Origin of the sequence: Aquipluma nitroreducens (assembly GCF_009689585.1) — a bacterium.
Lineage (GTDB): Bacteria > Bacteroidota > Bacteroidia > Bacteroidales > Prolixibacteraceae > Aquipluma > Aquipluma nitroreducens.
The window spans coordinates 4,168,313-4,181,320 of the sequence record NZ_AP018694.1; the positions used below are offsets into that span (position 1 = coordinate 4,168,313).

General features: G+C 41.5%; 7 protein-coding genes. 2 read left to right on the forward strand and 5 right to left on the reverse strand.

Annotated elements, in window-relative coordinates; translation table 11 throughout:
- Window positions 1-34: 34 nt before the first annotated feature.
- Window positions 35-1,939 (forward strand): RecQ family ATP-dependent DNA helicase, encoded by a 1,905-nt coding sequence (locus AQPE_RS17470; RefSeq protein ID WP_318347780.1) that lies wholly within the window; start codon window positions 35-37, stop codon window positions 1,937-1,939.
- A gap of 150 nt (window positions 1,940-2,089) precedes the next feature.
- Here the strand turns inward: AQPE_RS17470 and AQPE_RS17475 are convergent, their stop codons facing one another.
- The 3 genes from AQPE_RS17475 to AQPE_RS17485 form a co-directional block, all read right to left on the reverse strand.
- Window positions 2,090-3,967, reverse strand: coding sequence for an MFS transporter (locus AQPE_RS17475; protein ID WP_318347781.1), 1,878 nt, complete (start codon window positions 3,965-3,967; stop codon window positions 2,090-2,092).
- Window positions 3,968-4,142: 175 nt separating this feature from the next.
- Window positions 4,143-5,474 carry a SpoIID/LytB domain-containing protein gene (locus AQPE_RS17480; RefSeq protein ID WP_318347782.1) on the reverse strand — a complete coding sequence of 444 codons (1,332 nt, stop codon included), beginning with the start codon at window positions 5,472-5,474 and terminating at the stop codon, window positions 4,143-4,145.
- A 20-nt stretch (window positions 5,475-5,494) separates the two neighbouring features.
- On the reverse strand, window positions 5,495-5,977 hold the full coding sequence (locus AQPE_RS17485) for a GNAT family N-acetyltransferase (RefSeq protein ID WP_318347783.1): 483 nt from the start codon (window positions 5,975-5,977) through the stop codon (window positions 5,495-5,497).
- A 437-nt stretch (window positions 5,978-6,414) separates the two neighbouring features.
- Here AQPE_RS17485 and AQPE_RS17490 point away from each other — a divergent pair, with 437 nt between their 5' ends.
- On the forward strand, window positions 6,415-6,822 hold the full coding sequence (locus tag AQPE_RS17490) for a VanZ family protein (RefSeq protein ID WP_318347784.1): 408 nt from the start codon (window positions 6,415-6,417) through the stop codon (window positions 6,820-6,822).
- 11 nt (window positions 6,823-6,833) lie between these two features.
- Here AQPE_RS17490 and AQPE_RS17495 read toward each other — a convergent pair whose 3' ends face one another.
- Window positions 6,834-11,753, reverse strand: a complete 4,920-nt coding sequence (locus tag AQPE_RS17495) for a PKD domain-containing protein (protein WP_318347785.1) — start codon at window positions 11,751-11,753, stop codon at window positions 6,834-6,836.
- 73 nt (window positions 11,754-11,826) lie between these two features.
- On the reverse strand, window positions 11,827-12,780 hold the full coding sequence (locus AQPE_RS17500; protein WP_318347786.1) for a T9SS type A sorting domain-containing protein: 954 nt from the start codon (window positions 12,778-12,780) through the stop codon (window positions 11,827-11,829).
- Window positions 12,781-13,008 lie beyond the last annotated feature (228 nt).

Sequence of the window (13,008 nt, forward strand, 5' to 3'; positions counted from 1 at the left end):
AATCGGAAGCTTTATTTATGATTTTTCAGTAGCATTGAACCAATTTGTACAAATATTAACCAAATATTGGGGATATGGCGCATTCAGGCCGCTCCAGGAAGAGATCATCCGTTCGGTTGATCAGGGGAAAGATACACTTGGACTGATGCCTACCGGTGGTGGTAAATCGGTTACTTATCAGGTGTATTCGCTTTCGAAACCGGGTATCTGTTTAGTAATAACTCCACTCATCGCCCTGATGAAAGACCAGGTTGAAAACCTGAACCAGCGTGGAATTAAAGCATTAGCGATTTATTCCGGAATGACAGCTCAGGAAATCAAGATTGCCATGGATCATGCGGCCTGGGGCGATTACAAGTTTTTATATCTGTCACCCGAACGTATTGCTACGGAACGTTTTCGTGAACGTATTAACCAATTGGATGTGAATCTGATTGCTGTGGATGAGGCGCATTGCATTTCGCAGTGGGGTTACGATTTCCGCCCATCGTATCTTCGGATTGCCGAATTACGTGATTTATTGCCCGATGTTCCGGTTTTAGCAGTAACTGCAACTGCAACTGAAAAGGTGATCGACGATATTCAGGATCAACTGAAATTCAGAAAAAAAAATGTGCTACGGACCAGTTATTACCGAAGTAACCTGGTTTATCTGGTCAGGAACGAAGAAGATAAAATCAATTATCTGGTGAAAGCTGTTCAGAAAGCAAAAGGCACCGGAATTGTGTATGTTAAAAGCCGGAAACTGACACGCGAAATCAGCGATTTGCTTCGGGAAAACGAAGTTTCTGCCGATTATTACCATGCCGGACTTCCATCGAAAATCAGGTCGGCTAAACAGGAAGCTTGGAAAAGTGGCAAGAATCGGGTGATTGTCTCGACCAATGCGTTTGGAATGGGAATTGACAAGGCTGATGTGCGCTTTGTGATTCATCTGGAAGCCCCTGATTCGGTAGAAGCGTATTTTCAGGAAGCGGGTAGGGCAGGGCGCGACGGAAAACCCGCCTGGTCGGTATTGCTGTACAACAACAGCGACAAAGTGAAACTGGAGCGAAATGTGGTGAAGGTATTTCCAGAACCTGATGTGATTAAGCGCATTTATGAGGCAATCTGCAATTTTTACCAATTGGCGGTAGGCTTTGGAAAAGACCAGTCGTTCGAGTTTAGCATGGGTGCATTTGCATCAAGCTTTTCGTTCCAGATTACAACAGTTTACAACAGCCTGAAAATTCTTCAGCGCGAAGGTTATCTGGAATTGACTGATGAACTGGACAATCCCTCGAAAGTATATTTTCAGGTAGATCGCGACGATCTGTACAAGTTTCAGGTGGCCAATGCCGAGTTCGACGGGTTCATCAAACTGCTGCTGCGCTCCTACACCGGACTGTTTACCAACTACGTTTCGATTGACGAAGAACTGATGGCCAAACGCGCCAATGTCAGCCCCGATCTGGTTTATCAATTTCTTACCCGGTTGAGAACCCAGCGAATCATCGACTACATTCCGCAGAAGAAAACGCCGTTCATCATTTTTGTGAAAGAGCGGATCGATCTCGACCGGCTGAAAATCAGCAAGGAAAATTACGAAGACCGCAAGCGCGATTACATCCGGCGAATTGATGCTGTTGTTCATTATGCTTCGTCAGGACACAAATGTCGCAGCCAGTTGTTACTTCAGTATTTTGGTGAAACCGAATCGGTTCGCTGTGGAAAATGCGATGTCTGTATGGAGCGCAACGAGCTGAATGTGAGTAAATACGAGTTCGATACGTTGTGTGAACAGATCAAAAAAGTGCTGCTCGAACCTTGTTTTTACGAGAACCTGTTGCCCAAAATAGACGGGAAACCCGACAATGTGGTAAAAGTAGTGCGCTGGCTTCTCGAAAATGAAAAGATCGTTTACCGCGTCGATAACCGGATGGAATGGCGGAAAGGGTAATTCTACAAATCAATTGCCTGAATTTAGGCAACGAGCTCAGAAAACAGGGAAGTTTTGGGTATGAAATGTACCTGAATAAACAAGTCAGGGCTTCACTTTAAGTGAAACCCTGACTTGTTTGACTTGCTTATAAAATAGTTTCCGAAGACTTTATTCTTCTTTCTTTTTAATACCAAATTCAGGTTTAACGTTGATGAAAAACACAGGGATCATTCCCGGAATCATGCACAACATTACCCAAACAAAGAAATTTGGGTAACCGATAATTTCCTGAAGCCAGCCTGAAAACATTCCCGGAAGCATCATTCCCAAAGCCATAAAACCTGTGGCAATAGCAAAATGTGCGGTTTTGTTTTTTCCTTCGGAAATGTAGATCATATAAAGCATGTAAGCCGTAAAACCAAAGCCGTAGCTAAACTGTTCGAGTACCACGCAAAGCCCAATGATTAGTTGATTTTCGGGTTGGGCAAACGACATGTAAACATATGCCAAATGTGGAACGTTGATGGCTAGAACCATCCACCAAAGCCAGTAGCGGAATCCTTTTGTCGAGGCAGCGATTCCACCTAAAATTCCACCAGCGGTAAGAGCCAAAATTCCGAATGTTCCGTAGAGAAGACCAACGTCTCCAGTTGTTAATCCGAGTCCACCCAGATTGCGGGGATCGAGCATAAATGGTGAAGCCATTTTGATGAGTTGAGCTTCGCCCACGCGGTAAAGCATTAAAAAGGCGATGATTACGCCAATATCCTTCCTTTTGAAAAATGAACCAAAAGTTTTAAAAAACTCCGAAAACAAGTTTTCTCCCTGACTGATTACCTGTTGGTCGGACTTCGGGTGGGGCAGAATAAAGCGATGGTAAAAAGAGAAAATGACAAACATCACTGCTAAAATTACAAAGGTAATACTCCAGGCCAGGTGAATATTTCCGGAAGTTCCTTTAAACGAAGCCTGAGTCGACCGTGTTAGTTTGGGGTCGCACTGAAAAAGCAGGTAAGCGGGTTTATCCTGATTTCCGGAATTGAAAGTCAGGCGTTCACCTTCAAGGAGACGGATGCTGTTATCTCCGTTCCTGAACTTTACATTCAGCACCATTTCCTTATTTTCTTTCGGTTTTTCCGAAAGTTTAATGGCCACTACAGTCACATTACCAACTAAAGTATTACCTGAAACGGATTTAGCTTTTGCCTGAAAATGATCTTTAAGGAAGTTTTTTAGAGGCGTTGAAATGTAATCAGACCACCACGAACTTTCATTTTTTGCACCCGATTTAACTTGATTTTCAACTTGATGCGCCTCAAACTTATTATCTTGATTGTATTGGGTTACTACTTTCCGGATCGAGTCTAATTTTGATGATGGAATATTCTGCGTTGATATTTCGGCCTGTTGTGGGAAAACCGCAAAGAAAGTCTGACCAGTACTGGCCGACTGTGTTACTTCGGGCAATTGTATTTCTTTGGTATAAGTAGGGTTTGCCGAAACATTGATTTCGATGGGCGGAAGTCCGGTGGAAACTTCGAAAAACCCAGCCAGAATAATTAGCAAACCTTGTCCGGTAATCATGGCAATGCGGTAAAAAGTACTGCGGATACCGACAAAATAAGCTTGCTGATGTTCGTCGAGCCCCAGCATGTAAAATCCATCGGCGGCAATGTCGTGCGTGGCCGAACTAAACGCCAGAAGCCACAAGAAGATCAGGCTGATTTTGAAAAACCCGGGCAACGGAATGGATAAGGCAACAGCGCCCAAACTGGCGCCAATCACTAATTGCATGAAGATAATCCACCACCGCTTGGTTTTGAGCAGGTCGACAATCGGACTCCAAAGTGGTTTGATGACCCATGGCAGATACAGCCAACTGGTGTAAAGTGCAATGTCGGTATTTGAAATTCCGAATCGCTTAAACATGATTACAGCTACAGTCATGGCTACCACATATGGAATTCCTTCAGCAAAATAAAGAGTTGGAATCCACGCCCATGGGCTACGCTGCTTTGGAGCAGTTGGTTTTTCGTTCTTAGTCATCTTGAGAGTTCAAAGTTTAGTTTTTAGTCAGCAATGCATTTTTCCAAAGGCATTGAGTTTTAATCGGCAAATGCAAATATAGGTTTTTAAACTCTCAAAATTTGTAACTTGTATTACAAATTTATCGCATTGTAATACGGTCATTGTGTTCTGTCTAAATTGTAAATAAAACTCCTCAATATTCTTTCGAAATACTTGCTCCGCGGAAATAATGCAACAAAATCTCGTCGTATTTGTATCCTTTAGCACCCATCATCGCTGCTCCAATCTGGCAAAGGCCAACACCATGCCCCCAACCGGCGCCGGTCAGTATAAATTCGCCCGGAATTCCATCGGTGATGTTTTGCTTGTCAACAACAAATGCAGAGCTGTACAAATGTGATTCGGACAGTGTTTTGCGGATTTCAAGTTCTTTACCAATGGTCAATGTGAGTTTCGAACCTACAATTTTCAATTTTATTAATCTTCCTGAAAACCCACGTTCAACCGGAATCAAATCGAGAATTGAACCAAAATCGCGACCCGATTTACGGGCAATCAGTTCAGCCAGATCGGTTTGCTGATAGGTGAGTTTCCAGCGGTAAAAATCGGTTGTTTCTTGATCGTAGTCGTTCAAAACCTGCGAAAGGACTTCTTTGTCGTGCGTGTTGCAGAAAGCTTCAGGAGCATTCCTGATCCATTTCTGAGCAGCTTCTTCATTGGTCAGATCAGCCTGATATCCTTCGGAAAGTGTTGGGTTGTCTATTATCGATTGCAAATAAGGATGCACTTCGGGTTCCCAAACATTTTCGAAAGTTTCGGAAATCCCTCCACAGCTTTTCGAGAAACGGGCATCACATATTTTGTCGTTGTTCATCAGCAACATTCCACGGGTTTCGGCAACAGCCTGCTCAACAATTTTTGTCGATTGGCGGGTGATTCCCTGATATCGCTGACAATGGTCGTCGGCGCAAACATCAAAATTGAGATGATCTTCGCGGTCGTACCAACGAATATATTCTTCCGGAGTTTCTGAAATGCTCTGGTAGATTTTTTCGGTTTCTTTTAACGAATTGCTTTTTTGCGTTTGAGCCAACATCCACGAACGCGAAACGATAGCATGTGCTTTCAGTAATTCCATGTTGCTGGTCGCACTCATTTCCGATGAAATTACGCTAACCAGGTAATCTTCGAGTGGTAGAATATTGATGGCGGTAAGCTGGTCATTTTCGATCATGATTTCCAACGAACCTTTGAATGTCTGATCTTCTTTTCGTTCCCAGTGAAACTGAATTCCAATGGTAACATCATTCAACTCGAAAGATGCTTCGTGATAGCGGACAGGATTAAAAACGAGTGTTTCTTCATCCACTAATTCATCATTCAGCCAGATTTTTCCATCACGGTAATTTACTTTCTGAATTCCCTCGTAAGGAACTCCATTGGGGGCCAAAAGGTAAGTTTCGTTTAGCCTGAAAATAATTTCAGGATGGTACATGATGCCAATGCGTAAATGTGGTTCGGTCATAATATATTGTTTTCGATTTTTTATAGACACAATTCCAGTACCGGATAAATGGGTTCGCTAAAGCCGAATTTGCGATACAGTTTTTCTCCGTCTTTCGAGGTGTGCAGCGACACTTTGCTTATTCCGCGATTCCTGGCCTCGTTTATAAGTTGTTGAAGTATCAATGCAGAGATTCCTTTTCTTCGGGCAAAAGGTAAAGTGTACATGTTCAAAATATCACCTTCAAGATAAGCCGATTGGTTAAAATCGCCTGGTATTTTTTTGATTACCATGGCTCCGAAACTTAAAACTTCGCCTTTAAGCTCGGCCAAATAGGCAAAGAAACGTTTTTCAACCAATGCCTGAGTGAAATATTCAGTTAGTTCATTTCTCAGTTGAGACTGGTATTCCTCGCTTTGTTCACCCTGTAATTCGGTGAGATAAGCCATCCGGTATGTCGTTAAAACTTCTACCTCGTTAATCCCGATTTCCCTGATTTGAATGTTGGATAAATCAATTTGCATGGTGTTAGGCTTTTATTTACAGTTGAAAAAGTTAACGATTGCTGTTTTAAGAAAGACTAACATAGCAATTATTGTGGAGTAAACTACCGCGAAATCTTACAAAATCGCAGAATTGTTTTACAACAGTGAATTGATGAGCAAATTTGGAGAGATAAATAGCTGTGCGAATACTTGCGAATTGATTTTGTCCGTTTGATTAATGATAAGATTTCGGATCTTTTTCCTGAAACTTTGATCCAATCTCCTTTAGGATTGTTTATCGTAAATTATATCGTTGATTTTGCTCAGTAGTTGTGTTAGGTTAAATTTCATATTTGTATGGCAAATCGAAAAACTAAATTGAGCTAATTTTAGAGAAAGTACCGATATTTGAATATTAGAATGTATTGATTTAAGAGTTTTTCAACTCCACCATTTTTAATTGTTTATTTTTGAATATGATATCTTACTTATTATCTATACGCCAATCGGTTCGAATGTTATTGGTCGTGATTTATGTTGGTTGTGTTGCCGCCTTATCGTTATTACCCATGCAAGATCTACCTCAAGTGCCCATGTTTCATGGAGAAGATAAAGTGGTTCATTTTATCATGTATTTTGGGTTTTCAATTTTGTTCTGCTGGACACTCAAGACTGAATTAAATTTTTCAAAGTTGTTTTTTGTAATTTTAGTAACCGTTAGCTGGGGTATTCTGATGGAATACCTGCAGTTGGATATGCATATCGGGCGTTCATTTTCATGGTATGACGAGCTTGCCAATTCAATAGGATCTGTTTTTGGCATTTTGATATATACCCTTGTCTCACGAAACGCGGCAGCCAACTTGACGTCAGGATCGATTTGAAATGCTGAATCTTACCTGAGAATTACTTTGTATGTTTTTGGTTTCGGCAAAGCAATTTGTATGAGATAGACTCCGGGTGCATAACCGTTCAGTTTTAGGATTTCTTCAGTATCTCTGACTAATGATTTGATCATGAGTTTTCCTGAAGTGTTGTAGATATATACCCATGTTTCATTTTCGGGAATTTCTTTAAATCGTAAATGTACATCCCCTTCCGTTGGATTGGGGTAAATCAATACTTCAGGATTGTGATCTAAGTTGCCTATTCCGGTTGGAATATTTACATCAACGTTAAATTTTGATTGTGCTTCTTTCCCGTTTGAAGATGCTTTAATGATGATTTGCGACAGTCCGGTAAATTCTTTCGAAAAGCTTAATGTCAAATTAGTTCCGGCTATTTGGGCGGTAACAATTTTGTCGTTTGTATTTGAAGCAACACTATAATTCAAAATATCTCCTTGATTGCTGTTGGCAAATACTAATTTCAGATCGATTACGATGTCTATTGCGCCTTTGTTGACTGAAATATTTTTAATGGAATCTTTCACATAAGGGCCTCCATCAACATTAGTTACAATAATGGTAAGGATTTCTTTTGTGGTTGATACTCCATCTGATAGATTTAAATTGTATGAGTTGACACCAACGTATTGGTTTGTGAAGGTGCCAGACAATATCGCAGAAGTGTTTGTTTTTTTTGTAAGATGGAGAAACGAAGGCAGATTCTCGAAAGTGAAATTAATTGGATCATTTTCAGCATCAGTACCTTCAAGCAGAAATTCCTGGGGCAAATTTTCATTGACAGAGAATGATTTGCTTGATGTTAATACCGGAGCTTTATTGATTTGCCTGACAGTAATATACACCTGATCGGCTAATGAGTTTGCGATTCCATCGTTGACAATGAGTGAAAAAGCATAACTCTGATCGGTTAGCACTTGCGGAGCCGTAAAAGTAGGCTTTGCAACTGTTGTTGAACTCAAAATAATTCCAGGCGGAGCGGTCCATTTATAGGTGAGCGTGTTGTTATCCAGATCGGAAGATGCAGAAGCGTCCAGCGTTATCAAAGCTCCTTCGTTTCCTGTTTGATCAGGACCTGCATTAGCTATTGGTATCTTATTGATTTGTTTTACGGTTATAATTACCTGATCGGTGGTCGAGTTCCCGGTCCCATCATTTACAACAAGTGAGAACGTGTAGTTTTGATCGGTCATTACTTCAGGAGCAGTAAAGGTTGGTTTGGCAATGGAATTGGAACTTAGCGTTATTCCAGTCGGAGCTGTCCATAAATAAGTGAGTGTGCTATTTTCCGGATCGGAAGATGTTGAACCATCAAGAGTGACAAAAGATCCTTCATCCACAGTTTTGTCGATTCCAGCATTAGCCGTAGGAGATTTATTAATGTGTTTGACTGTTACAATTACCTGATCGGCAGTCGAGTTCACTGTTCCATCGTTGACAATGAGTGAGAACGTATAACTCTGATTGGTCATCACTCCAGAAGCAGTAAAGGTTGGTTTTGCTGCAGTAGTTGAATTAAGTGTTATTCCTGTTGGAGCACTCCACGAATAGGTGAGCGTGTTATTGTCGGGGTCGGAAGAAGCTGAGCCATCGAGCGTAACCGCCACACCTTCGTTAACAGATTGATCAGTTCCGGCATTAGCCTTAGGAGCTTTATTCACTTGCTTGACAGTTACAATTACCTGATCGGCAGTCGAGTTCACTGTTCCGTCGTTTACAGTAAGCGTAAAGGTATAACTCTGATTAGCCAACACTTCAGGTGCAGTAAAGGTGGGTTTTGCTGCAGATGTTGAACTCAGTGTTATTCCGGGAGGAGCAACCCATAAATAGACTAAAGCATCACCATCCGGATCGGTTGAGGTAGAACCATCGAGAGTCACTAAAACTCCCTCATCAATGGATTGATCGACACCTGCCTTAGCCTCGGGAGCCTGGTTCGTCTGTTTTATTGTTATTATAACTTGATCTGAAGCTGAATTAAGTTTACCATCGTTAACCGTAAGTGTAAAGGTGTAATTTGCTGGCGGGATTGTCGCTGGTGTTGTGAATGAAGGTTTCGCAACAATATTTGAACTTAAGGTTATTCCAGCAGGTGCGGACCATAAGTAAGTTAGCGCATCTCCATCAGGATCGCTGGATGATGATCCATCTAAAGTATATAAGGTATTCTTCTCAACAGATTGATTGGTTCCGGCGTTAGCCACTGGAGCTTTGTTGACTTGCCTGACAGTTATGACGACCTGATCGGCAGTCGAGTTCACTGTCCCATCGTTGACAATGAGTGAGAAGGTATAAGTCTGATTGGTCGTTACTTCGGGAGCAGTAAAAGTTGGTTTTGCTGCCGTCGTAGAATTTAGTGTTATTCCTGTTGGTGCAGTCCACGAATAGGTAAGTGTATTGTTATCGGGGTCGGATGATGCCGATCCATCGAGCGTAACTGTCACACCTTCGTTAACGGATTGATCAGCTCCGGCATTAGCCACCGGAGCTTTATTCACTTGTTTGACTGTTATAATTACCTGATCGGCAGTCGAGTTCACTGTTCCATCGTTGACGATGAGCGAGAACGTATAACTCTGATTGGTCATCACTTCAGGAGCAGTAAAAGTTGGTTTTGCCGCACTCGTAGAATTTAGAGTTATTCCTGATGGTGCAGTCCACGAATAGGTAAGTGTATTGTTATCCGGGTCGGAAGAAGCCGATCCATCGAGCGTAACCACCACACCTTCGTTAACGGTTTGATCGGCTCCTGCATTGGCCACAGGCGCCTTGTTAACTTGCCTGACAGTTACTGTTACCTGATCTGCAGTCGAGTTCACAGTTCCATCGTTGACGATGAGAGAGAACGTATAACTCTGATTGGTCATTACTTCGGGAGCAGTAAAAGTTGGTTTTGCCGCAGTAGTAGAATTTAGGGTTATTCCTGATGGTGCAGTCCACGAATAGGTTAGTGTATTGTTATCCGGGTCGGAAGACGCCGATCCATCAAGAGTGACCACCACGCCTTCGTTAACGGTTTGATCGGTTCCGGTATTAGCTACTGGTGCTTTATTAATTTGCCTGACAGTTACTATTACCTGATCGGCAGTCGAGTTCACAGTTCCATCGTTGACGATGAGCGAGAATGTATAACTCTGATTGGTCATCACTTCGGGAGCAGTAAAAGTTGGTTTTGCCGCAGTGGTAGAATTTAGTGTTATTCCTGATGGAGCAGTCCACGAATAGGTTAGTGTATTGTTATCCGGGTCGGAAGACGCCGATCCATCGAGAGTAACCACCACGCCTTCGTTAACGGTTTGATCAGTTCCGGCATTAGCTACTGGTGCTTTATTCACTTGCCTGACAGTTACTATTACCTGATCGGCAGTCGAGTTCACTGTTCCATCATTGACAATGAGCGAGAACGTATAATTCTGGTTGGTCATCACTTCAGGAGCAGTAAAAGTTGGTTTTGCTGCAGTCGTAGAATTTAAGGTTATTCCTGATGGTGCAGTCCATTTATAGGTGAGTGTATTGTTATCCGGGTCGAACGATGCTGATCCATCGAGAGTAACCACCACACCTTCGTTAACAGTTTGATCTGCTCCCGCATTAGACACAGGTGCCTTATTCACTTGCCTAACAGTTACTATTACCTGATCGGCAGTCGAGTTTACTGTTCCATCGTTGACAATGAGTGAGAACGTATAACTCTGATTGGTCATCACTTCGGGAGCAGTAAAGGTTGGTTTTGCCGCAGTCGTGGAATTTAGGGTTATACCTGATGGTGCAGTCCACGAATAGGTGAGTGTATTGTTGTCCGGGTCGGAAGAAGCCGATCCATCGAGGGTAACCACTACACCTTCGTTAACAGATTGATCGGCTCCGGCATTAGCCACAGGAGCTTTGTTAACTTGCCTGACAGTTACTATTACCTGATCGGCAGTTGAGTTCACTGTTCCATCGTTGACGATGAGCGAGAATTTATAACTCTGATTGGTCATCACTTCAGGAGCAGTAAAGGTTGGTTTTGCAGCAGATGTTGAATTTAGTGTTATTCCTTGTGGCGCAGTCCACGAATAGGTGAGCGTATTGTTATCCGGGTCGGAAGAAGCCGATCCATCGAGGGTAACCACTACACCTTCGTTAACAGTTTGATCGGCTCCGGCATTAGCCACAGGAGCTTTGTTAACTTGCCTGACAGTTACTATTACCTGATCGGCAGTCGAGTTGACTGTTCCATCGTTAACAACGAGAGAAAACGTATAATTCTGGTTGGTCATCACTTCGGGAGCAGTAAAAGTTGGTTTTGCAGCAGATGTTGAATTTAGTGTTATTCCTTGTGGACCAGTCCACGAATAGGTGAGCGTATTGTTATCCGGGTCGGAAGAAGCCGATCCATCGAGAGTAACCACCATGCCTTCGTTAACGGTTTGATCCGCGCCCGCATTAGCAACAGGTGCTTGATTTGTGATGTTTGTGTATGAAAGTTTAAGAGTTGCCGATCCTTCCGGAGTGAATGTTGGAGCTGGCAGAGTGGTTTCAGTGTCCGGATCAAAATATTGAGATACTACATTGGAAATTTCTAGCCCAGCACTCGAATCCCAGAATTTATAGATAATGGCATTTCCAGGAGTAAACCCCTCCTCAGACGAACTGGGGTCAGCTTTGGATGCTTTAAGTGTGATAAATGTGTTTGGGTCAGTAATCATGATCTGTTGAGTCAGGATAGCTTTAGCGCAACAAATAGTATCATCAAACACAGCAATTTCATCACCAATATCGAGATTTGTTCCATTTATGGTAGCTGTCACTACGTAAAGATTCATGTGCTCAAGTCCATTTCCTGAATATGAAAGTACAAAATGACCTTGCGCAAAACTGGTTATATTGAGCAGGAGAAATGTGATATAAAAGGAAATCCACTTCATAGGTCTGATTATTAAGTATTATCTTTTGATATAAATATCTGCAAAGTAGGTTGTAATTTTTTTATGAATTTATTTAGTGGTTAAGATAGATAATTTTAGTGGTCGTTTGATTTACTCTGCAAAAATAGACACCTCGAGAGACTTCATGGTTTCTGTTATCTTTTCCGTCCCATATCAATAATTGTTGCCCTTCAGAAATGCCTTTATACAAAGTCTTAATTAGTTTTCCAGTTATATCGAATATTTCACAATTAAGTTGCAGCCCTTGCGATAAAGAAATTTCAATTCGCAGATTTGCCTCAAAGGGGTTAGGGTAAATTTTTATTCCTTCTGAGCCGTCCGGTGTCGTTTCTTGTTCCGATCGGTCGAAATCAATAAACGCAAACAAAGAACCTCCTCTTGCAAAGGTGTCGGTACTGTTGTTAACTGGTTGAAAGAAAAGGAGATATACAATTCCTGCCCTATATGATTTAAGTGTAATTTTGTGTCCTTCGATGTAACCATTAGGTTTTGTATCAGTACTTTCATTTGCAGAGGCAGGAATACTCAAACTATTTTCCATTATATCTTTTTCTTCAATTACAGCTGATCCAACGCAGGAATTGCCATCAAAAACGCCAATTTCATCACCAACGATCAGTCCGGTTAATGCTAAATTCACCAAATTAATGTTCATGTGATCAATCCCATAGCCTGAATAAATTAAGGGGAAATATGGATAGGCAGAAATTAAAGCATTTGAATTGAAAATTGCTTTATTCGATTGATTAGAAGTCGTATTCTGCAAATCTAAAACAGAATAGTTTTCGTTATGGTTAAATGGTATAAATAATCGATCTTGATTTTCCTGATTATTTGGTTGTTCTGGTATAAACCCGGAATTGCAAAAACCGTTTAATTGCTCTGGACTACTTTCAGGCGGAAATGTTTCATCGTAAGTTAGTGATGAACTTAAACAGAAAATAATTAGTCCGAAAGTCAGAGTATATATTTCAGAAAATGGTTTTCTATCGGTATAAAATGCCATGGTTTATTTCCAGATTATCTCTACCAATGAGAATGAACCATCGGTAATTGTTATGTTGTCGATTCCTGAATAGTTTTCAAATTGATTTGCTCTATCAGGAATGCCAATCCTGAATTATCCCATATTCAAGAGTCTAGTTTTAGTAACAATCAGATAAAGGTTTAGTTTTTAGCTCATGCCGGTGTACATGATTATATAAAAATAGCAAATATTCCTGTCATTTTAAAC